The following is a 25,552-nucleotide window of genomic DNA, read 5'->3' on the forward strand; positions in this document are numbered from 1 at the left end:
CTCGCTCGTTCCCCCCGCGCTCGCGGCTCCGCCGGCCCGACCGTCTCCCGCCGGGTGGCCGGTGTGGGAGGCTGACGTGCATGGGTATCCCGACCGAACGCCAGGACGACGTCCCCCAGATCAGCCGCGACCAGCTCGCCGACGACGCGGTGATCCTCGACGTGCGCAACCAGGACGAGTGGGACCTCGGGCATGCGCCCGGCGCCATCCACATCCCGCTGCCGCAGCTCGAGGCGCGGGTGGGCGAGCTGCCCGCGGGGCGTCCGCTCCCGGTGACCTGCCGCGGCGGCGGGCGGGCGGGTCGCGCCACGGCCTGGCTGGTGGAGCAGGGTGTCGACGCCGCCAACCTCACCGACGGCATGCTCGGGTGGAAGGCCGCCGGTCGTGCCCTCGTCGACGAGCAGGGTGGTCAGCCCGACGTGCAGTGACCGACGTCCGCGACCTCCCGGCACGCCCGCGGGCGCCCGTGCACGCCCGCGTCGCCCGTCCACGTCGGCGCTCGCAGCGCACTCGACTCACGTCTTCGGCCCGCAGACGCGTCGTTCCTGAGCCGGGGGCGGGATGCGGATCGGGCCAGAGACGACGATGAGGCCCTGTGCCGGAATCTCGTCCTGAGGACAGATTGCGGCATACGACCTCATCGGGGGGCCCGGATCAGGCGTCGTGGTCCTCGTCGGCCTGGCCCGCGCGCTGCTCGCTGAGCACGGTGCGGATCTCGCCGGCGTCGGCGCCCGCGGCGCGCTGGGACCGTACGTGCCGACCGGTCTCGCCGGTCTCGTCCGCCGCGGCGTCGGTGAGCTCGCGCATCCGCTCCTCGGCGGCGTCCGCGTGCTCACGCTCGCGCTCGTCGGCGACGGCAGCCGCGTGGCCGGCCTCGCGGGCCTGCTTCTCGCGCAGCGCGCCCATGCCCCAACAGTCGATGACGCCGGTGAGCGGGTCGGGCCGGGGCACCTCGATCGTCGTGGTGAGCGAGGTCAGGGTGGGCTCGGGCGGTGTCGAGCCGAAGCCGAAGCGGACCGGCGGGTCGATGCGTCCCAGCTCGCCGAGATCCGTTCCGCTCCAGGAGGCCTGGGCGGCGGTGACGAGGTGCAGGTCCGTGGCGCCATACGTCGCCTGCAGCCCGTTGGCGGTGGTGCCGCGCGTGCGGACGCCCTGCTGGACGGCGCGCGCGATCGGGTCGGTGACCTTGCTGAACCAGCTCGTGCGCTGCAGCCCGGAGGGGGCCGCCGCGAGGGCCTTGCCGAGAGCCGGACGCTTGCCGATGGTCGCCCGCAGGCGCAGGGGGCCGGCGGTGACGACCAACGAGCTGCCGGACATGGCGGCGTCGACGGGCACGACCTGGACCTCGTCGAAGGTGTAGAGCTGACCGACGGTCTCGGCGACCTCGGCGGTCGGGGCCAGCAGGACCCGGTGCCCGTCGCCGCGCTCGACCATCACGTCGGTGAAGGCGCCGAAGGGGGACTCGGTCCAGCGACCGACCACCACGCGGGTGCCCTCGGCGAAGCCGAGCCCTGCGATCTGGCCGGTGAAGGCATGCGTGCCGGAGGGGAGAGTCATGGTGCCACCCAGGTGAATTCGTTGCCGAAGGGATCGCGCATCCAGGTGCGCGCGGGGTCAGGGTTGTCCTCGTCGCACATCGTCGCACCCAGGAGCAGCAGGACGTCGGGTGTCTGCGCGGTGATCGCGAGGCGCATGGAGTTGAAGTCGCTCTTGGGGCGGGTCTCGCGGGCGAAGACGATGGACTCGAAGGGCGCCCCGGGGATCGGCTCGATGAACGCGATCGCCGGGTCCTCGGGCACGGGGTGCACCTTGGTGTCCAGCACCCGGCCCCACCAGGCGGCGTTGGCCTCGGGGTCGGGGGAGTCGACGACGACCTGGTACATCCGGCGCCGCTCGGACGGCCGCACCACCACGCCGAGCTCGCGCTGCTCGGGGTCGAGGGCGATGTCCCAGGGATAGCTGTGCCGGTCGACGATCGACCCGCCCGCCTCGACGAGGGTGTCGGTGTCGGCGGCGTAGATGTCCAGGTGGACGCGTCGGTGCTGGTCGGCGCGGTGCGGCACCGGGCGGATCCACACGGTGTCGGTGGGGTCCTCGCCGAGCAGGCCGTAGCCGTCGGCGCCGTACGCGACCATGCGGAGCCCGAGCGCGCGCGACCAGAAGCGGGCGAGCTTCTCGGTGTCGCGGGCGTCGATCGTCAGGTCTACGTAGCGGGCCAGGGCCATGGGGCTCAACCTACAAGCCAGGTCCGCGGGTGTGGGGATGTCTGGACCGGCATACGGATGTCTGGGTGTGTCTAGTCACCGTCCGAGAACACGTGAGACGAGTCGATGCGACACGATCCAGCTGTATGACGACATCTGCGGTCGGACCTAGAGATGCGCATAGGCTCCGAGCGTGGACCCGATCAGGAACCCCTATGCCCCCGGTGCCGGACAGCGACCCCCCGAGCTGGCGGGGCGCGACGAGCAGCTGAAGGCCTTCGACGTGGTGCTGGAGCGGGTGTCGCGCGGACGCCCGGAGCGCTCGATCGTGCTGACCGGGCTGCGTGGCGTCGGCAAGACCGTCCTGCTCAACGCGCTGCGCTCGGCCGCGGTCCGCGCGAAGTGGGGCACCGGCAAGCTGGAGGCGCGCCCGGAGCAGCGGCTGCGGCGCCCGCTCGCCTCCGCGCTGCACACCGCGGTGCGCGAGCTCGGCCACCCGCAGGGCGAGGACGTCGACCAGGTGCTCGGCGTGATCAAGGCCTTCGCCCAGCGCGACGTCGACCCCAAGGCCAAGCTGCGCGACCGGTGGAACCCAGGCATCGAGGCGCCCGCCGTCACCGGGCGGGCAGACTCGGGCGACATCGAGATCGACCTGGTCGAGCTGTTCACCGACTGCGCCGGGCTGGCCGCCGACGTGGGGCGCGGGATCGCGGTCTTCATCGACGAGATGCAGGACCTGCACCCCGAGGACGTGTCCGCGCTGTGCGCCGCCTGCCACGAGCTGTCCCAGCAGGGGGCGCCGCTCATCGTGGTCGGCGCCGGGCTGCCGCACCTGCCCGCCGTGCTGTCCGCGTCGAAGTCCTACTCGGAGAGGCTGTTCCGCTACAACCGCATCGACCGGCTCTCCCGGGCCGCCGCCGACCAGGCCCTGCAGGCGCCGGCCGAGTCGGAGGACGCGGCCTTCGAGGAGGACGCGCTCGCCCAGATGTATGCCGTGACCGGCGGCTATCCCTACTTCATCCAGGCGTACGGCGCGGTCGCGTGGGACGTGGCGCCCGCCTCGCCGATCCGGGTGGAGGACGTGCGCGTCGCGGCACCCGCGGCCGAGGAGGAGCTGGCCGTCGGGTTCTTCGGGTCCCGCTACGAGCGGGCGACGCCGGCGGAGCGGGAGTACCTGCGCGCGATGGCGGACGCCGCGGTCGCCGAGCGGGAGGCGGGTCGCCCGCTCGACGAGACCGAGTCCGTGGCGACCTCGGCCGTGGCCACGCTGCTCGGCCGCAAGCCGCAGTCCTTGTCGCCCGCTCGGGACGCGTTGCTGAAGAAGGGGCTGATCTACTCCGGGGAGCGGGGGCGCATCGCGTTCACGGTGCCGCACTTCGGGAGGTATCTGCGCGCCCATGCCGGCGACGACTGATGTTGTTGTCCGGGATCGAGTGATTCTGTCCTTTTCAGGGTGTCCGGACGAGCAATCTGTCACAGACCGCTTCTACTGACGGGTAATCCGTCACTTTGACCTCGTTGGACGAAGATTCTGTCCATCTGGGGCCTGTCCTGAGCACGAGCCGCCACGAAGATGCAAGGACAAGTTGAGGGTTTGCGGAGTTGGCTACCCTGCGTGACGGGTGGCGTGCGTCGCGAGGCGTGCGTCACGCGGCGGCCAAGGACCCGTCACGACGGCGGGAGGGTGTCAGCGTCTGGTCGGGCAGTGCTATGTGAACACACCTCTCAATTCGCGGGGAGCGTGATCAGCCTGCGCCTTTCGCGCATCTGTTGGCCCTCAACCAGGACCTCGCGGGCCGGTGTTGACCTGCCTCAAGCCCCCACTGCAGTTGGGTCGGTCACCGGTCAGAACAGCTCTTCCCACTCGCCGAGTGCCTGCTGCCTCTGCTCCTCGATGTACTGGATGGTGGCGTCTGCAGACTCGTGGAGGGCGGCATAGCGGGCATTGCCCCGCACCTCGTGGGCCAGCTTGGTGATGGGATCGAGCTCGTCGCTCGCCCCGTGGGGGTCGATTGTCCACGACATCGGCGCCATGGCGCTGCGAACGGCGTACAGCACGCGTCGTTGGTCGCGCGGGTCGAGATGAGTCGCGGCATCGAGGACAGCGAGAGCAAGTTCGGGGTCGCGCAGAGGCCAGCTGCCCAGGCTGGAGAGGGAAGTCAGCGCGGCCGTGAAGGCCTCCCCGTCGCTGAGGGTTCGCATCCGGGTGGCGAATCCGCCCCGGATGTCCTCGGGGAGGGGGAGCGTGGCGACGTGACTGATGAACGGCGCAGCGGCGTGAGGGTCGCCGTGGAAGGCCAGGGTCATCACGTCGTCAAGGTGTTCACCAAGGTGCTGGACCAGGTCGTGGTCGAGTCCGGTCCCGTAGGGCTGGTGGTGCGCTTTGCAGATGTCGATGACACGGGCGGGATCCCGCTGGAGGAGGGCGATCGCGAGGGCGGACAGGTGCGGGTAGCCCGGCCCGACCGCCTCCAGGAGGGCTAACACGTTGCCGAGGCCTTCCTCGTCCAGGGCGGACACCCATGCCGGCAGCTCAGGCGCAACGCTCTCGAGGGCTGCTTGCGCCCCGTCGACCGTGGGATGGGCGGAGAGGAGCCGTGCCAGCCCCCGTGAGGGTACGTCGCGGACCTCGTTCGCCAGCGCCCGGACCGCTTCGTCGCGGACGCCTGGGTCCTCGTCCCCGAGAAGCGTTTCAAGCACTTGGCCGCTGCGGGGATCAGACGTGTGCCCCCAGGTGATTGCCCGCGCTGTCTCACGACGCAGAGAGACTCGCATGTCGCCGAGGCGTGGCTCGAGCCAGTCGAAGAAGTCCGCCGCGTCGGCGGTGAGCCACGCGTTCATCAGACTGGCTGCCCCAGCGTCGAGGTAAGGGTGCTCGCACTCCGCCAGCGCCCTGGTCAGGTCAGCAGCCTGAGTTGCGGGGGCTGTGGTGGCGACATGTACCCAGAGCGGGAACGCCTGGACATGGCCAGCTCCGGCAGCCGCGGCGATGTCCTGCGCCGCGACGCTCAGAGTCTGGATCCCCTTCGCGCTGCCCAGCTCGAGGAGAGCCTTTGATGCGGCTTGCACCGCCTGGTCTGAGGCCTTCCGTAGGGCCTGCAGCTCTTCCTTGATGGTTGGGCGGGCGCGTTCCTCGGCGATGAACTCCTCGAGGGTTGGCAGGGGCATGCCTCGCCGGGACTGGAGACGGCGGTCGTGCAGGAGGTTGTTTCCCCTGAGCAAAACCTCAGCCCAGTCGTCGCCGCAGATGTTGTCGAGCTGCGTGGCGATCTCCAGGGCCCGCAGACCCACGACAGGGGTGCCTGACCATCCGACGACTGCGGCGAGGTCGCGGCGAGCGAGCCGACGTATGGCCGGGCTCGTGCCTTCGGAGAGGAGAGCCGCTACCAGGTCGAGGGTCGCATGGTCGTCGTCTTGCCAGGCAGCCTCGTAGTGGCGGGCGGCATCCACGTCGTCGAAGTCGTCGCCTTGTGTCGCGCGGCGGGCGCTCTCCACCAGGATCTTGACCAGCTGGGTGGCGGCCAGGGGCGGCATGCGGCCGATGGTGTCCTTGGCCATGGCCCGGATCTCGTCTCGGGCCTCGCGCGTCTGCGAGGGCGAGACGAGCCTTGTTCCCCACACGACGCGCATCTCGTCGACCAGCTCGGAGTACCGCTCTGTCTTGGACATCAGGGCCTTGCACAAGGGCAGCAGCAGCTGCAGGTGCTCGGGTGCTGTGGTGGCTGCGGTCCGCCGGACCCAGGCCGCTACCGGCTGCGGGTCACGCGTGCCCCCGCTCGGGGTGCTGGGTCTGCCGAGCTGGTCGACCATCGTGTTGATGACAGATTCAGCGCCGGTGCTCTGCATCCGGGGATGCGTCGCGACGCGCCACGCCGCGTCGAGGACTCGCTGAAGCAGGCTGCTCTCCGTGGCGGCGCACCGGCACAGGAGTGAAACGGCAGAGGTTGCGACAACCAGGGCATCCGGCTCGGCGAACAGGTGCGCGATCTCGTCACCACCTTGCTCGTCCGTGGTCGACGCGGCCTGCAGGGCGCGATCGATGAGCTCGAGCAGGGAGTCCGCGAGCCTGCGAGGCTGCATCTGGGGCAGCGCGTCGAGCTTGGTGAGTACCTCGGCGGTGTCCCACCACCCCTCTGCGCGCAGGTGATCGGGCACGGTAGACCAGATCGCGTCGAGGGCTCCGTCCGTGCCCTGCTCGCGCAGGCGCCAGTCCAGAGCGCACAGGCTGACGAAGACAGGCCATCCGCCGATCGGACCAAGCTCTTCCCACAGGGTTCGGACGAAGCCTGGGGCGTCGAATCTCGCCTCTAGCTCCAGGGCGTAGTCGCCTACGATCTCGGGCACGACCTCGAGGCGGTCATTGACGCGCTCGAGCAGCCCGCTGGCCTCGAGCTCGGCAAGCAACGCGACGCGCAGGCTACGTCCGACGTCCGCGAAATCGAGAGCAGCCTCGGCCGCGACCTTCAGATCCGTGCGCGCCGTGCTCAGGGCGTGCAGGGCTGCCAGCAGTCGCTGGACCTGCGGACGGGAAACTCCGTCCACGACGGGGAGCCAAGCCTCGAAGTGACGCGAGACCACCCTGTCGCGCAGGTCTTCCTGAACGGCCAGCGCTCCGGCGAGCTTTCCCTGGCGGAACAGGTCGATGGCGTGAACCGGGAGGTAGGGCTCTTTGCGAGCCTGCTGTATGAGCCATCTACGGAAGGCAGTTGGCGCCCCGTAGTCCGAGCCGGCCAGCATCGCGTCGACCAGTCTCCGGGACTGCGCCTGCTGGAGGCGTTGCAGGGGCACGATGACCCAGGAGACCGCACCACCCGTGTTGGCGGTGACAGACCTGCGCAACTGGTCGACGGCCTGCGGGCGCGCGCTCATCAGCAGTCGTAGACCTGGATGGGTCAGTGCCTGGTTGACCAGCTGCTCCACCACGTGAGGGTGGCGGTGTGCGTCATCGACGTAGACGACGCATGGCTCGTCCAAGGCCGACAGGACGTACCCGTTGAGGGTGTCCACGCTTTCGACGACCCAGATGGGCAGATTGGGCTGGGCGGCGGTGATGCGGAGCAGGGCTTCGGTGCACAGACGGGTCTTTCCTCGACCTCCAGGGGCCGACACGAGGAGAGCGCTCCTGCCCTGGGAGCCAAGAGCCCACTGCTCGATCTGTTCCACCTCGGCGGCGCGCCCGATATGCACTCCGGCATGCTGGCTGGGATCAGTCAGAATCCGGCGATTCGCGTACTCGTCGAGGCGGGTGAGGCCGAACGTCGCCCCAGACAGAAGCCGCTCGATGTCCTCAGCGACGCGAGTCTGGGATGCCAGGACCAGGTCCACCTGCGAGATGAGGGCCGCTGACTCCTGGAGCAGGCGTGTGGCCGCTTCGTTCTGAAACCGGGGGCTCGACTTCATGAACTCGGCGAGCTTGTCCACCGCGTGCTTAAGGAGCAGGTCGAAGGCCTGCTGTGCGGCTTCACCACCGAGGCTGCGTCGCCGAGCAGCGCCGGCGCGAGCCGCAGAACGGTGAAAGTCTTCAGGGTCCACGACCGCGTCCAGCGCGTGTGCGTGTCCCATCCGTTCGAGCACCGCGGCTACCTCCAGGCAGGCTGCCTCCCAGTCGTTGGCCTGGATGCTCGCGAACTCGCTCTCGCGGAGACCCTCCAGGTCCTTGCTGATCTGGTGGTGGAACGGGGTGGTCCGCAGTCGCCCGCGGAACCCCAGGGTCGAGCCGGCTCCCATGACGTCAGCAATGGCATCTGCGCTGTCGCTGTGACCGGTCGCGCGCAGAGCGAGCTTCGCCATCGTCGCGACCAGCGTCAGTGTCGTCGCGTCAGGCATGGGTCCCACCCGGTGCCCGAGCCGGAGCCGTTGGCGCCTTGGAGCTGTGGGACGACGCCTTCGCTGCGGTCCGGCTCATTCGTCGTCGGCCCGAGACCGAGCGTTGGGCCCGCTGGGGAAGCGGCGCAGGGCCCAACGGGTGTGGGAGATGCGGGAGGCGAACGCTCGACGCTGGGCCGTGCTGGTGCTGGGGTCGTCCACGACGGCCGACAGGGTGTCGAGGTCTCTCTGCAGGCGCTTCTGGATGCGGGCAGTGTCCACTCGGCACTGGGTGCAGCAGTACAGCGGCTGACGACCCCCTTGGGGGCTCCATGAGCAGGTGTTGGTGCACGTGGGGTTGAGACACCGCATCACGGTGGGTGGTGCGGGGCTGCGGCGAAGGGCAGCAGGGGCGGCGACCGTGAGGGCGGCTGTCTCGGGCTGCTTCTTCATCGACTCTCCCAGGGCGGCATGTATGCCGGTGTTATGGATTCTTTGAGGAGATACGAATGTATACCCCTATACATCATTCCTTGCCTACCCCTATACATCATTCCTGCGGTGGTTGACCCCTTCCCTCGTGGTTGAAACCGGCGCCGTGGGGGCCTTCGACCGCCAGAGGAGCTGCTGGGCGGGCGCATGCCGTACGGGCCCAGGGGTGGTTCTGAAGAGACGTTCGGTCATATGCTGCGAGAGCCCCTGCCGCCACCGCCGGGTCGACCGGTGCCAGGCAGGTCAAGGGGGCCCAGCGCGCCGCGGGTTCGGATCCGACGGCCACGACAGAGAGGTGAGCGCCAGCAGCCAGGGCACAGGAGGGCGTCACTGGGAGCCCGTCGACCAACCCCAGACATGCGCAGAGCCGGGCGGCAACCCGGCTCGTGCGTGGTCCAAGCGCTCTGAGAAGCGCTCAGCAGTCTCATCCCCTGTGCGAGGAGTTCTTCGTATGCCATCTTGGCGGCCTGTCGTGGCGTCTGTCAACGCCCGACGACCCTGGTCGGAGCGTCGGTGAACGCCCCGGACCGGGCGGTCTCGCATCGTCGCGGGACGCGGGTGACATATCTGCCTGCCCTGCAGGGCCCCCGAGCCCCGTGGGAGCAGGTGCTGGCGCTGTCGCAGGACTGCGTCGCTCTCGAGAAGGTGGGTGCGGCCGCGTGGGTGTCGACCCGTTGCCTGCCCGAAGATGGCCGTGACCCTGCCGTACACCAGCACGAAGCCCGCACCCTGGCCGAGTGCCGGGTCAGCGCCCTGGCGAGCGTGCGCCGGCCTGCGTCGTACCAGGGGATGACCAACTCCATCGGCCGGATGTGCCTGCCCAGTCTCCACGTGGACGGGCATGCGGGGTGGTATGAGTCCCGCAACGAGCAGGACAACTACCGTGACCTGCTGCTGGCTCGCCCGGTGGTGGACATGTCCACGCAGGCGATGCGCCTGGAGTGGGCGTTGCCCGGCGGCGTCCGCTCTCACGTCCCCGATGCCCTACTGCGGTCCCGGGACGGTCGGATCACTCTGGTGGACGTCACCCGCCGCGCCCGGTTGGAAGACCCACGGTTGGTGGCCGTGCTGGTGCTGACGCGCGCCACGGCGGACGCGTTGGGCTGGCGGTACGAGGTGCGTACGGAGCTGACCCCCCAGCGCCGCCGCAACGTGTCCTTCGTCTACTCCCACCGCCACGTCCCAGACCACCTGCCTGCGGACTGGGCGGCCCGGATCCAGGGGCTGGGCTCCACCACGCAGCTGCGCGGCGCTGCCGTCGCGCTGGGCACCCGCACGGCCCCGGCGTACGCCGCCGTGTTCCACCTCGTGGCTCGACGCCACCTGTTCCTCGACCTTGACAGCCCCCTGACGGCGGATGCCCCCGTGAGCACCCGCCCCTTCCCTCCGAGGAGGACCCAATGCCTGCCGGCACATTGACCCTTGCCGCTGACGACCGCGAGCCTGGCCCCGGCGAGGTGCTCAGGGCGGGAGCACGAGTCGTCCTGGACGGTCGAACCTTCACGATCGCCTCGTTCGACAGGACCCCGGGCGCCCGACTCGAGGTGGTCCTGGACACCGGCGACGGGTTGTGGCGGATGCCGGTGGTCGAGCTGTGGACCCGGCTCTCAGCCCAGAGATCGCCCCTACCAGCGCCCACCGACGACGAGACGCCCCGCTCGGCGCTGCTGGCGGCATGCGACCCGGACAAGCAGCGCTACTACCTGGACCTGTACGCCGACGTGCTGCAGATCCTGACCGGGAGCATGCGCGGAAACCTGGCGGCCGACATCGCCGATGGACGCGCGAACCCCGACTACGACCCGCACACCACCAGCCAGGCGCAGCGCCTGGAGCGCAAGGCCAGGGAGCGGAGGCGACGCGGGGTGAGTCCCTCGTCGATTCGTGCGCTGCGCCGCAAGGTTCAGCAGGCCCAGCGCCACGGCATCGACGGCCTCATCCACGGCAACACCAATCCTCCTGGCGCACCCCGGCGGACCGCCGAGCCGCAGGTCTTGCAGATCGTCCAGGAAGTCCTGGCCTCTCAGCCGCAGCGCGCGAAGACCTCCCAGGTCACGCTGCTGCGCCTGATCCGGGCCCGGCTCCTTCGAGACGGCGTGGAGACGAAGCTCTCCGACTACCGCCTCAAGCAGCTGATCGGGGAACACTCGCGCGCGATGGACCTGCACCTGGAGGCCAAGGGTCGTGAGCGGGTCGCGCTCAAGCCGCAGGTGGTGTACGGATCGCGCGTGGTATCGCGCCCCGGCGAGGTCGTGCAGGTCGATGCCACCACGACCAACATCCACGTCTTCGACCCCAGGTGCGGGTGGATCCGTGCGGTCGTGCTGACGGCGATCGACGTGTTCAGCCGCTGCATCCTGGCGCTGCGTGTGGTCACGAACGCACCTACCTCACGCGACGTCGCCATGCTCGTGTGGGACATCGGCCGTCCCGTCGTGACCCGGTCCGGGTATCCATACGAGCTGGTCCACCACCATGGTGTCCCCCGCCTGATCGCGGTGAACAGCGACCCGTGCGACCCGGAGGAGCAGGAGTTGGAGCGGATCGGGATCAAGCCGGCCCTGACTCCGAGCGTGATCGTCATGGACCACGGCAAGGAATTCGACTCGGTCCACCTGATCTCCGCGCTGGCCCGGGTCGGCATCGACATCGACTTCTGCGGACCTCGGGCGGCGCACGCCAAGGGCGTGATCGAGTCGTTCCACAACGTGCTGCGCGAGATCCAGTCACTGCTGCCGGCTTACAAGGGCGCCAACGTCAACAACCATCCCAGGGGGGTGGAGGACCTGGCCACCCTCACTGCCCAGGACCTGCGTGACGCGCTCTGGGAGTACATCCTGCTGATCTACCACCACACGAGTCACGCAGGCCTGTCGGCCGCGCACCGCAGCGATGTCGCCCTGTCCCCGGCCCTGGTGTGGTCGGCCTACCTGAGCTCTGGTGGCTCCCTGACCACGCCCCGAGACCCCTACCTGTACGTCGAGCTGCTGGCCACCAAGTCGTGCCTGGTCCAGGCGTACGGCGTCAACGTCAACGGCCGCACCTACAACTCCACCGAGCTGCAGGCGATGCGCCCCCTGGTGGCGGCCGGAGCCGGAGTGCGCGCCCGGAAGGTCCTGGTCCACTACGACCGCTGGGACGTCAGCAGGGTCTACCTGCGCCACCCCCAGACCCGCGGTTGGCTCTGCGTCCCCCGCACCGGGGAAGAGTCCTGGTCGCGGTTGCCCTGCAGCGACATGTTCGATCGCGCGTTGCGCCAGCACCTGCTGGCCGGCGACGTGCGTCCGCTGACCGGGCCCGAGAGCAATCACAGCGCAGCGGAGTTCATCAACCGGTGGAACGCCCAGGGCTTGGCCGAACGCAACCAGGACCGCATCCTGGCGATCGAGGCGGGGCGGGCCCGGGACTACGCCCACGACCTGGCCGACGCGCCCCCCGAGGTCCGGGAGCTGGCCTTCGGCGGCGCCGAGGACGACACCGTCATCCAGGGCGTCGTCATCGACGCGGACGCGGACAGCGACGAGCTCCTCGACGCAGACCTGGACGCGGACCAGGAGGAGGAAGAGATCGACCTCGAAGCCCTGGGCCCCTACGAGCCGGACCAGGACTGGTACAGCACCGAGGAACAGGCATGAGCACCTTCAGCGCCAGCGACCCGCTCACCTGGCACCCTCACCACCAGGCCCTGACCCGCAGGCGCCGCCCCCGCGCAGGCGACCCCCTGCAGGACTTCCTCGACTGGAACCTCGCCGTCGGCCCCGTCCGGACCGACGACACCGACAAGGTCCGCGACGCGATCCTCCAGACCCAGCGGCGCAACGCCCGCGAGGCCCTGACCCCCCGCTGGGTCGTCATCGTCGACGGCCCACCGCTGTCCGGGAAGAGCTGGGCAGTCCTGAGGCACGCCGTCGAACGCACCGCCGAGGTCTACGAGGCGCTCGGCCCCGACGACCTGCTGTGCAAGCCACGACCCTGGTTGTACACCGAGGCCGCGAACCATGCCGGCCTGGCCGGGATCGCCAAGGCCCTCCTGGACCAGAGCGGCGTTCCCGCCGGCACCAGCGAACGCGGAGCCATGGGATACCTGGCCGCCCTCAGGCGCGGAGCCGCCCTGGCGGGCGTGGAGGGATACATCGTCGACGACGCCCACGGCATGCTCGGGGCACGCTCACGGAACTCCACCACTTTGGCCACCGCCCTGAAAGGCCTGATCACCGGTGTCCCCGCGACCGGGGTCATCGTCGGCGCCAACCTCGCCCAGGACCAGATCCTCACAGGCACCACCGGCGACCAGGTCCGGCTGTCCGGGAAGTTCACCGTCACCTGCGGAGGCTGGCCCATGCCGACCCGCACGGAGCCAGCCAGCTGGGGGCGGCTCGGGCAGGCGCTGCACCGCGCACTTGCATTCCCTCGCGGCCCCGACCAGAGCCGCCTGCAGCACCTGAGCACCCTCACGACACTGGCGGAGGGGTCCATGAACAGGCCGGGCCTGGCCATCGCCTGGGCCAAGGAGGCCGCCGAGTACGCCGTGAGCACTGACACGGTCCTGGACGCACGCGCCTTGTACGCCACCCAGCGATGCATCACCCACGCCGGCGCCGCCACCACGCCCCCGACAACGCCCGGCCAGCAGAGCAGGGGTCGGCGATGAACGCGCTGGCCCTACGCGTCCTACCAGCGCGGGACGAGACGTGGCACTCCTACCTGACCCGCACGGCCGACGCCTACGGCGTGACCACGGCGGCCCTCGCGGACCAGATCGGCGTCCGTCGACGAGGACGATGGCCGGGCTTCTACGGCGTCGTCGTGTCTCCCGAGATGGCCGCGTCCGCCGCTGACCGGCTCAACATCACCGCCACAGCCGTACGGGACATGCACCTGGGCCGATACGACCAGATCGCCTTCGACCTGACCGGCCTCGACGACCCGGCCCCCACACGGATCGGGGCCACCCGCCGCGTGGTCAACCAAGGGTGGGTGCACCTGGGCGGCACCAGGTTCTGCCCCGCCTGCCTTGCCGGTGACGGCGTATGGCGGCTTCAGTGGCGGATCCCCTGGATCACCGTCTGCCCCGACCACCACCGCTGGCTGGAGCACCAGTGCCCCGGCTGCGGGGGCACCCCCGGTCTCTACACCACGCTGCACGCCACCGCCCCCAGCCGCGCAACCGCAGTCCCGGACACCACCCGCTGCGACCTACCGGTGGGCGCCGGGGTGTGCGGGGCAGACCTGACGACCCTGCCCCCGCGCAACGCACCCGCCCGGGCACGGGCAGCCACCGCCAGGTTCACCACCGCCATCACCACGGGCCGGGGCCACTTCGCGGGCCAGGACGTGACCAGCCTCCAGGCGCTGAGGGCCTGGCAAGCCGCGATCGGCCTGGCCATCGCACTCGGCGGCGCGACCCCACCCCCGGGGTGCGCAACCACCGCTGGGGCGCCCCACCGCGCGACCCCCTCACCGTGGACGAACTCGTCACGGCCGCCACGCCACTGGCCACCGCACCCACCGTCGACGCTGCCGCCGACGTCCTCATGGCCTGGTGCCGACGAGCCGGCATCAGCACTCCTCACGCCTCCACCTTCAACCGAGCCACCCAACCCGCATCAGCCCTACGCCCAGTGACCACCGCGGTCCTGGCACGCAGCGGTCGAGCGCACGCACTGCTCGCGCGAGCCCAGCAGGACGCCCTCACCGCCCTACCCGTCCTGCCCTGGACCGTCGACGACATACCCCAGGTCGCCTGGGCGTGCGCGCTGCCGCCCCATCGTCGGGACGACACCCGCCCAGACCAGCTCCTCCAACGGGCCGTCCTGGCGATCATCTGCGCCCGCATGCACACCGGCGCCGACTGGCCCACCAGCGGCGCCCTCCTGGGCTATCCGCCCGACAAGGCCCGCCAATGGACCCGCTACTGCTTCTCCAGCGCATTCCCAGGCCTCAAGGACGACCTCCTGGCAGCCGCACACCAGCTAGCAGCGGTCCTGCCCACCCAGACGACACCCGACGCCTGGCAGCACCGGCCCGAAGTGCCCAACGCACACGGCATGGGCGCCCTGCGCCACGCGCAGACCCCCGCATGCCGACACGACGACCCCACCAGCCCCTGGTGCCCCTGCGCCCCGCCCACCCCCAGGAACACCCGTGCCCAAGAACAGTGACCTCAACGACCAGCCCCGCCCCTACCCCCTGCGGATCCCCCCTCTCCCCGGCGAAGCCTGGCCCGGCTACCTCGACCGCGTCGCCGCCCACTACGGCGTGACGCCCCCAGCGCTCGTCAGCCCTATCAGCCGGCGATGGGCTGAGCGCCTCACCCGCCCCCTCAACAGGTGGACCAGCGGCCTGGCCATTACCCTAGACACCGCCGCCGCCGTCGCACAGCTGTTCAACCTCCACACCGACGAGGTCACCGCCATGCACATGCAGGCCGACGCCGGCACCACGCTGACGGTCACACAAGCCGACCTGGACGCATTCGACCCGGTCAGCGGCGACGCCACCCCAAGTCGCAGCGAAAGCCTCGGATGGGTCATCGACCGCGGCGAACCCCGGTGGTGCCCCACCTGCCGGGAACGCAGACCCGACCTGCAGCTCCGCATCTTCCGCTACCCGTGGCTCGTGTTCTGCCCCACCCACCACGACACGCTGCAACCCCTCCCGACCGCAGGTCACGAACCCTGAAGCGTTCGGGTGGCGTGGCCGGGGGTTTGCGGGTCTGAACCGGAAGGATCGGATCCATGCCGAAGAAGTACGACGAGCACACCCGCGCGCGGGCGGTCAGGTTGGTGCGTGAGCAGCGGGCTCACTACCGGTCGCGGACCGAGGCCTGTGAGGCTGTCGCGAAACAGGAAGGCGTCGCGAAGGAAACCCTGCGCCGCTGGGTCGCCCAGGACGACGTCGACACCGGCGCCAAGGCGGGGGTCACCAGTGAGGAACACGCTGAGAACGCTCGCCTACGTGCTGAGGTGAAGAAGCTCCGCGAGCAGGTCGAGATCCTCTCGGCCGCAACGACTTTCTTCGCGGGAGCGCTCGACTCCCGCAAGCGCTGATCATGGACTTCATCGACTCCATGAGGGCCAAGGGGTACGCGGTCGAGTCGGTCTGTCAGGTCCTGACCTCTCAGGGCTGTCAGGTCGCCGCGCGCTCCTACCGTCGCTGGTCAGCAGCGACCCGTGACGACGCCGCCCGGGCACGAATCATCTCGAGCCGGGCCCTGGACCTGGCCTATCTCATGAACGAGATCCATTGCAGCGCCTACCGGTTCGAGGCACGCGCCGGTGAGCGGGGCCGGTGGGTCCTGACGCCCGAAGGCTTGTACGGGCGCCGCAAGATGCACGCCCTGCTCCTGCGCGCTGGGCATGACGTGTCCTACGGGCGGGTCCACACCGCGATGAGCGCATTGGGCCTGGCCGGGGTGCGACGCGGCAAGAAGGTCAGGACCACGATCCCGGGCAAGGACGGTCACCGTGCCGGTGACCTGCTCAACCGGGACTTCACCGCCGACGCGCCGAACACGAAGTGGGTCATGGACTTCACGTATGTCCGCACGTGGGCCGGGTTCTGCTACGTCGCGTTCGTCCTGGACTGCTACTCGCTGCGGATCGTCGGCTGGCACGTCGCATCCACCAAGACGACTCCGCTGGTCATGACGCCCTTGCGGATGGCGGTGTGGGAACGCGAACGCCAGGGCCACCCCGTCGCGCCCGGGCAGCTGGTCTCGCACAGCGACGCCGGCTCGCAGGGCGGATTCAACTGGTCGTCGCAACACCCTGAGCAGGAGGGTGGTGCGGGTCGTGGCGACCGGGCATTGGAGCATGAGGACCGGCGATGTGCCCGAGGGGGTGCGTCGGCAGTGGCGTGCTGATCGGGCGTTGCGGCCGCCGATGCGTTCCCCGGGCCGTCCGCAGCCGTCGCGGGCGGTGCAGCGGGAGTTCTGGCGGGTGATCGCGACGGGGGTCACGACCGCGCAGGCCGCGTTGGTGGTGGGCGTGTCCGTGCCGGTGGGGATGCGGTGGTTTCGTCACGCTGGGGGGATGCCACCGCTGAGTCTTGGTGCCCCGTCCGGGCGGTATCTGTCGTTCGAGGAACGTGAGGAGATCGCGATCCTGCGTGCCCAGGGGGCGGGGGTGCGCTCGATCGCCCGACAGCTTCAGCGCGACCCGGGCACGATCAGTCGTGAGCTGCGCCGCAACGCCGTTACCCGTGGTCATCGGTTGGAGTACCGGGCTGTCGTGGCGCAGTGGAAGGCTCAGGAAGCGGCCAAGCGGCCGAAGGTCGCGAAGATGGTCACGAACCCGCGGCTGCGCGCCTACGTCCAGGACCGGCTCGCCGGGCAGGTCTGCCACCCGGACGGCACGGTCGTGGCCGGCCCGGACGCCGGCGAGTGGAAAGGGTTGAACAAGCCCCGACGCGCTGACCGGCGCTGGTCGAGGGCGTGGAGCCCCGAGCAGATCAGCCAACGGTTGTCGATCGACTTCCCCGATGATGAAGGCATGCGCATCAGCCACGAGGCGATCTACCAGGCGTTGTACATCGAGGGTCGTGGCGCGCTCAGACGCGAGCTGGTGGCCTGCCTGCGTACCGGCCGAGCGCTGCGTCACCCGCGCGAGCGGTCCCGGAACAAGGCCCAGGGACACGTCACCCCCGACGTCGTCCTCAGCCAGCGGCCGCCTGAGGCCGCCGACCGGGCCGTGCCGGGGCACTGGGAAGGCGACCTGATCATCGGGACGGGCCGCTCGGCGATCGGGACGCTGGTCGAGCGGCACAGTCGCGCCACGATCCTGGTCCACCTACCCCGGCTGGAAGGGTGGGGCGAGCAGCCCCCGGCCAAGAACGGCACCTCACTGGGCGGGTACGGCGCCGTCGCGATGAACCAGGCCCTCACGGCCGCGATCAGCGACCTGCCGCAGCAGCTGCGCACGACGATCACCTGGGACCGCGGCAAGGAGCTGTCCGGGCACGCCGCGTTCACGATGGCGACCGGCACCCGGGTGTTCTTCGCCGACCCACACTCGCCCTGGCAGCGGCCCACGAACGAGAACACCAACGGGCTGCTGCGCCAGTACTTCCCCAAGGGCACCGACCTGTCCCGCTGGACCGCGACCGACCTACAGGCCATCGCGTACACCCTGAACAACCGGCCCCGCAAGGTCCTCGGATGGAAGACACCCGCAGAAGTGCTCGGCGAGCACTTACGATCGCTGGAACAAGCCGGTGTTGCATCGACCGGTTGAACCCGCCCAGTACACAAGCCTGGCCTTCACCGAGCACCTCGCCCTCGAAGGGATCGCCGCATCGATCGGCACTGTGGGCGACGCCTACGACAACGCCCTCATGGAATGCGAGATCGGCCTGTACAAGACTGAGTGCATCGCCACCGACGTGTTCCACGACGGCCCATACCGCACCCTGGCCGACGTCGAGTACGCGACCGCCGGATGGGTCTTCTGGTACAACAACGACCGCCTGCACTCAAGCCTGGGACACCGACCCCCGGTCGAGTACGAGAACGACTACTACACCCTCAACCAGCCCCAAGAAGCACTCGCATAGCCCCGGCCACCGCGCCCGAACGCTTCACTGCTGTGTTGCCGGCAAGTCCCACCCGCTCATCGCCAGGCCGACGAGCCTGACGGGCGCCCACCATCGCACTCCACGTGCACGGTTCTGTCGCTCTGAGGGCGGCTGTGGTGCTCTCGCGGCTCCTGGGCGTGGTGGGTCAGCCTGGAAGGCCGCGCCCGGCAGCGCGTCGGCGCCGGGCGGCGTCGATCACGATCCCGCACACGAGAGCGATGGTGGGCGGGACAGGGTTCCACCCACCGGCGGCGAGGGCTGCCTCGCCCCACAGGGCGAACGCGATGCAGACGGACAGGACAGCCCTGGCGTAGAGACCGATCCGAGTCCAGCGAGGCATGGGCTTGTTCATGCATCCATCACCTCACGCCGCACTCTCGTGCGCATCCCACCACCGTCTCGTCCCGAGTCATCCCCTGGTCGCAGAGGTGCCGATCACCCGTCGTGCCGCGAACGATGCCCTGACCTCGTCGACCGGCGCCCCCGAGCGTGTCGATCTCGCGCACCTGCCGCACCTCGCGCGCCGCGCTGCCCCTGATCGAGCGGCCCCCTGAGACGGGTGAGAGTCGGCGTCCCGCTGTCACCGGTCGCGCGACCCGGCGTCGATGCGCCACGGCGGTGGCGTGACACCTGACGAGCTGCGGGCACATCGCGAGGATCGCCGTGCGTCTCAAGGACCACGGCACCCGGCACGGCGCTTTCCACGGCGCGCTCGGCTGTCCCAGCACGGTAATGAGGCGAGCAATATATGATACTGATTATCATTTGAGATGAGGTGATGTGATGGGTAGGTCTGCCACCTGGATGGCAGCCGTCGCGCTGCTGCTGGGGCTGGGTGTAGTGGTTCTTCTGTCGGTGTCGACGGGTCCGCTGCACACGGGTCCGGTTCAGGCTGCCCAGATCGTGGTGGGTCATCTTCTGCCAGGTATGCCGTGGATGGTGGACGGGTCCATCACTGCGAGCCAGGATCAGGCGGTGTGGGGCTTCAGGTTGCCCCGGTCGCTGCTCGCGGCTGTCGCTGGGGGCAACCTTGCCCTTGCGGGGGCGTTGCTTCAGGTCACGGTGCGCAACCCGTTGGCCGAGCCCTACATCCTGGGGGTGTCGGCCGGGGCGGGTCTGGGGGCGGTGGTGGCGATCGTGGCGGGGGCCACCGCGCTGACGGCTGTGACGCTTAACATGATGGCCTTCCTGGGGGCGGTGCTGGCCATCGTGCTCGTCTATGTCCTGGCCCAGGACCAGGGGGTCGTCGTCCCGGCGCGGCTGATCCTTGCGGGGGTCGCGCTGGGATCGCTGCTGTCGGGCGTGACGAACTTCCTGTTGATGACCACCGAGGCGCAGAACATCTACAGCGTCTTGCACTTCCTGCTCGGGTCGGTATCGGCGGCGACGTGGGCCAGTCTGGTCCCGCCGGTGGTCGCGCTCGTGGTCGGGCTGCTGGTGGTGCTTCCGCGTGGGCGGCCGTTGAACGCGCTGCTCGCCGGGGACGAGGCGGCGACCGCGCTGGGGGTCGACGTGCCCCGGCTGCACCGCGCCCTGCTGCTGGTCGCGGCTGTCCTCACGGCGAGCACGGTGTCGGTGGCGGGTGGCATCGGGTTCGTCGGCCTGATCGTCCCGCACGTCGTGCGCATGGTCGTCGGTTCGGACCACCGCCGGGTGTTGCCGCTGACGGTCCTGGGCGGCGCGGTATTCCTCCCCTCGTGCGACCTCCTCGCCCGCAGCGTCGCCGAGCCGGTCGAGGTGCCGCTGGGTGTCCTGACCGCTGTCGTCGGGGCGCCTTTCTTCCTCTGGCTCATGCGACGAAAGGCCGTGTGATGGAGCTCCGGTTCAGCGATGTCCACGTCGAGCTGGGCGGCAACCCGATTCTGGGCGGTGTCGATCTCGTCGTCCCGTCCGGTGAGGTGGTCGGTCTCGTCGGTGCCAACGGCAGCGGCAAGTCCACCCTCCTGCGGGCGGCCTATCGCGTGCATCGACCCTCGAAAGGCACCGTCCATGTCGGCGGTGACGACGTGCACCGGCTCCCTGCCCCCGAGGTGGCGCGCCGGATCGCCGTCATGGCGCAGGAGATCACCAACGACTTCCCCATGACCGTCCTGGACGTCGTCCTCCTGGGGCGGGTGCCTCACCAGCGCGGGTTCGGGGTGGACTCGCCTGCAGACCTTGCCCTGGCCCATGACTCCCTCGCCGAGGTCGGCGCCGCTGGTCTGCACCGACGGGTCTTCTCCTCCCTGTCGGGAGGTGAGAAGCAGCGCGTCCTTCTCGCCCGGGCCTTGACCCAGCAGGCACCCGTCCTGATCCTCGACGAGCCGACGAACCATGCGGACCTGGGCTTCCAGCATGAGCTTCTCCACCTGGTCACCCACCGGGGCGCCACCGTCCTTGCCGCCCTGCACGACGTCAACCTGGCTCTGACCTATTGCCGCCGGGCCGTGGTTCTCGACCAGGGGACGGTATGCGCGGAGGGTCCCGTGGAGTCCGTCCTGACTCCAGCCGTGGTGGACCAGGTGCTCCGGGTGTCGTCTCGTGCCCTGCCGGACCCGCGCGGTGGCACCGTCCTCTCCTTCCGTCGACCCTCTACCCCTACTCGGACCGACCCTGTCCATGAGTTGATCGGAGCGCAGAGCCCATGACGTCCACCTACGACCGCCTGCTGGCGAGGCGATCTCGATGCTTCGGCGCTGTCGCGCTCGCCGGGATCTCGATCCTGCTGACCGGGTGCGGCGGCGCGGTCACCCCCACCGGGTCGTCGGCCTCCTTGCAGGGAGGCCGCTCCCACGTGACCATGTGCGGCAAGGCCGCCACCTATCCCGCTACCGTTCGACGGATCGTCGCTCTCAACCCGGGTCAGGCCGACCTGGTTGCTCGGTTGGGGGCCGGGCGTGCCGTCGTGGGTGTCGCCCAGACGGACGGCCAGCCCGTCCCGCCGTCGGTGAGCTCGGCCGGCGGCAACCCGCGTGTGCTCAGCACCATGGGCCCCCCGGCGCGTGAGGCTCTCCTGGCCGCCCAGCCCGATCTCGTGCTCTCGCCGACGACATACGAGTTCACCGGTGAGAAGGGCTATGCCACGCAGGAGCAGCTCAAGGCAGCGGGGGCATCGACGTATGTCGCGGCGGCCGGCTGCCCCGCTCGCCGATCCACGGCCGAGGTGACCGACCTGCTGAGCGACATCGACGCGCTCGGTGCGATCCTGCACGTCCAGCCGGCCGCTGCCGAGCTGCGTCGCCAGGCCGAGGCACAGCTGCGGGCCGCTGCTGACCGGGCTCGCGGCAAGCCGCAGCCGACCATGGCTCAGCTCTTCGTCGAGGGGGACACCATCACGGCCATCGGTGCCGGGGTCGAGCACAGCATCGGCAAGGCCGCCGGTGGCCGCAGCGTGTTCACCCCCCAGGACCCGGCCTTCGCGTCCTTCTTCGCCGCAGAGGTCTCCCGCGAGACGCTGCTTGCGAAGAATCCCGAGGTCATCGTCTTCGGGACCACCGGACCCGAGCACGAGCGTCGCACCCGGGAGTGGCTGCGCCGGAATCTGCCTGACATCAAGGCTGTGCGTGCCAGCCGGCTCGTGGGCATCCCTGCGGCCCAGCTGCTGCCCGGCACCTGGGGCAATCTTGACGCCGTGACGACCATCAACGCCGCGCTCTACCCGGGCTGAGGACTGTCCGGGGCGAAGCCTCCTTCAGGACCACCGCACGACGCGATGACAGGTGGCGAGGGTCCGCTCCCGGTGGCTGATGACCAGGACGGTGCACCCGAGCCGGGACACCGCAGTCATCACCGCGTCTTCGGCGGCGGCGTCCAAGGAGGCCGTCACCTCGTCGAGGACCAGGATCGCAGGATCCAGCAGCAGCGCCCGGGCCAGGCAGACCCGCGCTCGCTCGCCTCCGGACAAGGTTGCCCCGCCCTCGCCCAGGAGGGTGTCCAGGCCGTCGGGGAAGGTCGCCCGCGTCAGGGGCAGGCCGGCTCGTGACAGGGCGTCGGTCAGCTCCTCCGGCGATGCCTGCCACGCGCCGAGGCGCAGGTTGTCGGCCAGGGTCCCGTGCACCAGGGGGGCGTCCTGCTCGACCAGCTGCACCACTCGTGGCCGTTCGTCGTCCGGGATCCGGGCCGGGGGTCGCCCCGCGACGAGCACCAGGCCCTCGTCCTGCTCCCACAGGCCCACGAGCAGCCGCGCCAAGGTGGACTTCCCGATGCCCGACGGGCCCGCGATGCCCACATGCTCCCCCGCGCCCAGGTCGAGGTCGGGCACCCGCACCCGGGACCGGTCGCCGAGCCTGACGACCGCCCCACGCGTGACCACGGCTCGCCGGTCCGCCTCCGCCGGCACCTCTGGGACGTGGTCGTCCCCCACGGCGGGAGCAGACGCGTCGCAGCCCAGGTCGATGCCGTCGGCCACCCGGCGGGCGCAGGCCCGGTGCGGCTGCAGACGGGCCGTGGTGGCGATCGCCTCCGCGACCGGCGCCAGCACCGTCAGGGCCCCTGCCAGCAGGCACGGCAGCCACACCGGGTCCGTCCCCGGCTGCGCCCAGGCGGCGAGGAGCAGCGCGACGGCGGTAGCCACCACGACGGCTTCCCGGGCCGTGGTCCCCAGTGCCTCCAGCAGGCGGATGCGGCGCGCCGGCACGTCCATGTGCTCCGCCAGGGCCGACAGGTCGGTCACAGCCTGCTCGCGCCGGCCCAGGACCAGGATCTCTCTCGTGCCAGCCAGGAGGTCGACGACCGTCGAGGACAGGTCCGCCAACCTCGCCTGCTGCGCCTCGCCCCACCGGTCCCCCCGGCCCTGGACCGCGACCGTCACCAGGGCCAGCAGGGAGGTGCCCAGCAGCAGGACCACCGCCATGGCGGGAGAGAGCAGAGCGAGCAGCGGCACCGCCACCAGCACCAGCACGGCGGCGGCCGCCAGCTGGGCGACGGTATGCGCGTAGAAGAACTCGAGCCGTTCGACGTCGGACATCGCCGTGGCCGCCAACCGGCCGGAGTGCACGGCGCGTCGTGACGGCACCCCGCGGGCGTAGCCGTCATACAGGGCCATCCGCAGCCGGGCCAGCACCCGGTAGGCCACGTCGTGAGAGATGTCCATCTCGTGCCAGGTCAGCACCGGCCGCACGAGGGCCAGCAGGACGGCAGCCACCCACCATCCCGGACCGTCGACCCGGCGGTCCACGACGGCGGTGGCGACGAGGTGGGCCGTGGCCACCGACAGGCCCACGAGAGAGACGGCCGCGGCCAGGTCCACCACCGTGGTCCAGGCCAGCGCTGCTCGCTCCGGACGCAGGTGGGGCAGCAGGCGGGCCATGTCCTGGACGGTCGATCGGCCCCCGGTCGTCCCGGGCCCCTCCAGCGCCGCCCGGCCCTGCTTGTCGTCACCGCCGACGGGTGCGGGGACGCCGGTCCCCGCAGGGACACCGTCGTCCACCGGGACGTCGGATCCGCTCGACTCCTCGGCCGGGACCTCGACGACCTTGCCCTCCTCGAGGCGCAGGACCAGGTCGGCGGCGGCCAGGGCCTCGGGGCGATGGGCGATCATCACCACGATCGCACTCCGGGACCGGGTCCGCAGCGTGGCGAGGACCTGACGCGAGGCCCCCTCGTCCAGGGCGCTGGTGGGCTCGTCCAGCAGCAGGAGGTCGGCCCGGGCGAGCAGGGCTCGGGCGACCGCCAGGCGCTGACGCTGCCCGCCCGACAGGTCGTGCCCTGCCTCCCCGATGCGGGTGGCCAGCCCGTCGGGCCAGCCTCGCACCGTCCCGGCAAGCCCCACGGACTCGAGCGCCTCCCACAGCTCTGCCTCCGGGGCGGAGGGGTTGCTCGTGCGCAACGTCTGCGCCACCGTCCCGGGGAAGAGGTAGGAGCGCTGGGACACCACGGCGACGTGGTCCGGGCGCCGGACCGACCCCCGCTGGGGCTGGAGCAGACCGAGAGCCAGGTCGAGCAGCGTCGACTTGCCGGAGCCCGAGGGGCCCGTGAGGGCGACCAGCCGGCCGGGCCGCAGCGCGAGCGTGGCACCGCGCAGGACGGGGACTTCCGGGCCGTAGCTGAACTCGACGTCCTCCAGGACGAGCTCGCGGACCTCCTGGCCCGCGAGCGGGCTCGGCTCGGCGGCCGGTCGCCCGGCGCAAGCCGTGGGCGACGCCACGGCGGACGACCCGGGATGCAGCGCGGCGTCCAGGCTGTCCAGGGCCGACAGCCCCAGGTAGCCGGCGTGCCAGGCCCGTGCCAGGTCACGCACGGGTCGGAAGGCCTCCGAGGCCAGCAGCAGCACCAGGTAGGGCTGAGCCGTCTCGCCACCGCCGGGGCCGAGGCCGACCGCGTGCAGCGCTGCCAGACCTGAGGCCAGCAGCAGACCCGCCTGGATGCCGAGATCGATCAGCCCGGTGTCCAGCAGCGACAGCCGCATCGTCGAGACCGTGTCGCGGTGCAGGGCGTCCGAGCGCGCCGCGAGGGCCGCCCGACGACGGTGCACCGCGCCCAGCACCCGCAGCGTCGGCATGACCCGCAAGGACTCCAGGTGGTCTGCGCTCAGGGCCTCGTAGCTGTCCCAGTGGCTGCGCCCACGCCGCAGGAGAAGCCGGCGCCAGGCGCGCGGCCCCAGGACGGCCACCGCGATGCACGCCGCGAGAGCCGCCGCAGCCCAAGGATCCAGCACCGCGAGCACCACGAGGATCACCGGGCACAGGCACCAGACCTGCAGCGCCGCCGGGATGTAGGTGCTGGCGTAGGCATCGACCCCCTCCACCCCCTCGGTGAGCGCCAGCCGGCGGGCGCCCATCCGGTCGGACGCGTCATACAGCCGAGCCGGGGTCAGCAAGGACCGCAGGACCTGCTCTCGCAGGCATCCACGCACCGCCGCACCCAGACGGGCCGCCGCGCGCGCCTGCGCCAGGACCAGCAGTGCCCGCGTCATCAGGCAGGCCAGCACCCCGGCCACAGGTCCCCAGACGTCCTGCGCAGCCGTTGCCCCCCGCGCCGCGCCCGCGACCCGGGCCAGGGTCAGGGCCAGGCAGATCGCCTGGACCCAGTAGGTGACGGTGACCCCCAGCTGGAGCAGCACGGTCGCGCCGAGCCGTCGAGGATGCCGCGCAGCCAGCCGCCACAGGCGGACGTCGACGGCGCGGGCGACGAGCCTGGTGATCGGTGGATCGGACCGCTCCTCTGCAGCGAGCGGAGCCGGAGCCTCGACGGCGGGGCTGATCATGCGTCCTCCAGGACGAGGGCGTGGCTGACGTGGCCGTGGACCGGGCCGTGGACCCACCCGGACACGGGGCGCCCGCCCCGTCCGGTGGCCAGGGCACGGGTCAGGTCGAGGGCGGCCTGGTGGTGGGCCTGCCACTGCTGGGCCGGGTCAGGCTCGGCGTGGTAGAGCCGGACCGTGCGGCAGCCGTCGATCCAGTGCTGCCCGGAGCACCACGGTCCCAGCGGTGGCCGACCGTGCGCGGTGCCAGCGCCGCCGGCTCGGGTGCGGTCGGTCAGGCTGCGGGGATCCGGGCTGC

At 70.7% G+C, this 25,552-nt stretch carries 20 protein-coding genes and 3 pseudogenes; 16 read left to right on the top strand and 7 right to left on the bottom strand.

The features are described from left to right. The first annotated feature begins 80 nt into the window (after positions 1-80). Positions 81-428: a rhodanese-like domain-containing protein gene (locus tag MM438_RS15285; protein WP_241454309.1), complete on the top strand. Its 348-nt coding sequence runs from the start codon at positions 81-83 to the stop codon at positions 426-428. Positions 429-654: 226 nt separating this feature from the next. Here the strand turns inward: MM438_RS15285 and MM438_RS15290 are convergent, their stop codons facing one another. Together MM438_RS15290 and MM438_RS15295 are read right to left on the bottom strand one after the other, a co-directional pair. Continuing rightward, positions 655-1,557 carry a hypothetical protein gene (locus MM438_RS15290; RefSeq protein ID WP_241454311.1) on the bottom strand — a complete coding sequence of 301 codons (903 nt, stop codon included), beginning with the start codon at positions 1,555-1,557 and terminating at the stop codon, positions 655-657. Continuing rightward, a complete protein-coding gene (locus MM438_RS15295; RefSeq protein ID WP_241454314.1) occupies positions 1,554-2,225 on the bottom strand; it encodes a VOC family protein in 672 nt (223 codons plus the stop codon). Before MM438_RS15295 ends, MM438_RS15290 begins: the two co-directional genes overlap by 4 nt. Before the next feature lie 172 nt (positions 2,226-2,397). Here MM438_RS15295 and MM438_RS15300 point away from each other — a divergent pair, with 172 nt between their 5' ends. Further along, complete coding sequence (locus MM438_RS15300) at positions 2,398-3,618, top strand: ATP-binding protein (protein ID WP_241454316.1); 1,221 nt, start codon at positions 2,398-2,400, stop codon at positions 3,616-3,618. A gap of 431 nt (positions 3,619-4,049) precedes the next feature. Here MM438_RS15300 and MM438_RS15305 read toward each other — a convergent pair whose 3' ends face one another. Together MM438_RS15305 and MM438_RS15310 are read right to left on the bottom strand one after the other, a co-directional pair. Then, entirely contained in the window at positions 4,050-8,030 is a 3,981-nt protein-coding gene (locus tag MM438_RS15305) for an NACHT N-terminal Helical domain 1-containing protein (RefSeq protein ID WP_241454318.1), read from the bottom strand. Positions 8,031-8,105: 75 nt separating this feature from the next. Beyond that, positions 8,106-8,291 (bottom strand): hypothetical protein, encoded by a 186-nt coding sequence (locus tag MM438_RS15310; protein WP_241454319.1) that lies wholly within the window; start codon positions 8,289-8,291, stop codon positions 8,106-8,108. Between the two features lie 768 nt (positions 8,292-9,059). Between MM438_RS15310 and MM438_RS15315 the strand changes: the two genes are divergently transcribed. From MM438_RS15315 to MM438_RS15365, 11 genes and pseudogenes are all read left to right on the top strand, one after another. Then, entirely contained in the window at positions 9,060-9,920 is an 861-nt protein-coding gene (locus MM438_RS15315; protein ID WP_241454320.1) for a hypothetical protein, read from the top strand. After that, a complete protein-coding gene (locus MM438_RS15320) occupies positions 9,902-12,136 on the top strand; it encodes a Mu transposase C-terminal domain-containing protein (RefSeq protein WP_241454322.1) in 2,235 nt (744 codons plus the stop codon). Before MM438_RS15315 ends, MM438_RS15320 begins: the two co-directional genes overlap by 19 nt. Continuing rightward, a complete protein-coding gene (locus MM438_RS15325) occupies positions 12,133-13,152 on the top strand; it encodes a hypothetical protein (RefSeq protein WP_241454323.1) in 1,020 nt (339 codons plus the stop codon). The genes MM438_RS15320 and MM438_RS15325 overlap by 4 nt, the downstream gene beginning before the upstream one ends. After that, on the top strand, positions 13,149-14,126 hold the full coding sequence (locus MM438_RS15330) for a TniQ family protein (protein ID WP_241454324.1): 978 nt from the start codon (positions 13,149-13,151) through the stop codon (positions 14,124-14,126). Before MM438_RS15325 ends, MM438_RS15330 begins: the two co-directional genes overlap by 4 nt. After that, positions 14,123-14,662 carry a hypothetical protein gene (locus MM438_RS15335; protein WP_241454326.1) on the top strand — a complete coding sequence of 180 codons (540 nt, stop codon included), beginning with the start codon at positions 14,123-14,125 and terminating at the stop codon, positions 14,660-14,662. The genes MM438_RS15330 and MM438_RS15335 overlap by 4 nt, the downstream gene beginning before the upstream one ends. Beyond that, positions 14,646-15,182 (top strand): TniQ family protein, encoded by a 537-nt coding sequence (locus MM438_RS15340; RefSeq protein WP_241454327.1) that lies wholly within the window; start codon positions 14,646-14,648, stop codon positions 15,180-15,182. The genes MM438_RS15335 and MM438_RS15340 overlap by 17 nt, the downstream gene beginning before the upstream one ends. Positions 15,183-15,238: 56 nt before the next feature. Then, positions 15,239-15,550: a transposase gene (locus tag MM438_RS15345; RefSeq protein ID WP_241450127.1), complete on the top strand. Its 312-nt coding sequence runs from the start codon at positions 15,239-15,241 to the stop codon at positions 15,548-15,550. A 182-nt stretch (positions 15,551-15,732) separates the two neighbouring features. Beyond that, positions 15,733-15,921, top strand: a pseudogene (locus tag MM438_RS17030) (IS3 family transposase); the annotation flags it as partial. Next, positions 15,916-16,248, top strand: a pseudogene (locus tag MM438_RS17035) (DDE-type integrase/transposase/recombinase); the annotation flags it as partial. The pseudogenes MM438_RS17030 and MM438_RS17035, both read left to right, overlap by 6 nt. Positions 16,249-16,315: 67 nt before the next feature. Next, positions 16,316-17,734 (top strand): IS30 family transposase, encoded by a 1,419-nt coding sequence (locus tag MM438_RS15360; protein ID WP_241450126.1) that lies wholly within the window; start codon positions 16,316-16,318, stop codon positions 17,732-17,734. Between the two features lies 1 nt (position 17,735). Continuing rightward, positions 17,736-18,053, top strand: a pseudogene (locus MM438_RS15365) (integrase core domain-containing protein); the annotation flags it as partial. A gap of 166 nt (positions 18,054-18,219) precedes the next feature. On the opposite strand, the gene MM438_RS15370 reads toward MM438_RS15365, so the two are convergent. Then, on the bottom strand, positions 18,220-18,414 hold the full coding sequence (locus tag MM438_RS15370; protein ID WP_241454328.1) for a hypothetical protein: 195 nt from the start codon (positions 18,412-18,414) through the stop codon (positions 18,220-18,222). Positions 18,415-18,878: 464 nt separating this feature from the next. Between MM438_RS15370 and MM438_RS15375 the strand changes: the two genes are divergently transcribed. The 3 genes from MM438_RS15375 to MM438_RS15385 are packed head-to-tail and all read left to right on the top strand — an operon-like array spanning position 18,879 to position 21,720. Next, positions 18,879-19,886, top strand: coding sequence for a FecCD family ABC transporter permease (locus tag MM438_RS15375; RefSeq protein WP_241454329.1), 1,008 nt, complete (start codon positions 18,879-18,881; stop codon positions 19,884-19,886). Further along, positions 19,886-20,701, top strand: coding sequence for an ABC transporter ATP-binding protein (locus MM438_RS15380; protein ID WP_241454330.1), 816 nt, complete (start codon positions 19,886-19,888; stop codon positions 20,699-20,701). Before MM438_RS15375 ends, MM438_RS15380 begins: the two co-directional genes overlap by 1 nt. Continuing rightward, positions 20,698-21,720 (top strand): ABC transporter substrate-binding protein, encoded by a 1,023-nt coding sequence (locus tag MM438_RS15385; RefSeq protein ID WP_241454332.1) that lies wholly within the window; start codon positions 20,698-20,700, stop codon positions 21,718-21,720. The genes MM438_RS15380 and MM438_RS15385 overlap by 4 nt, the downstream gene beginning before the upstream one ends. A gap of 24 nt (positions 21,721-21,744) precedes the next feature. Here MM438_RS15385 and MM438_RS15390 read toward each other — a convergent pair whose 3' ends face one another. Further along, the gene (locus MM438_RS15390; protein ID WP_241454335.1) at positions 21,745-25,257 is read right to left on the bottom strand and encodes an ATP-binding cassette domain-containing protein; all 3,513 of its coding nucleotides are present in this window, start codon (positions 25,255-25,257) and stop codon (positions 21,745-21,747) included. Continuing rightward, on the bottom strand, positions 25,254-25,552 hold a 299-nt coding region (locus MM438_RS15395), incomplete at its 5' end, for a hypothetical protein (protein ID WP_241454336.1). The genes MM438_RS15390 and MM438_RS15395, both read right to left, overlap by 4 nt.

Source organism: Arsenicicoccus dermatophilus, assembly GCF_022568795.1.
Lineage (GTDB): Bacteria > Actinomycetota > Actinomycetes > Actinomycetales > Dermatophilaceae > Arsenicicoccus > Arsenicicoccus dermatophilus.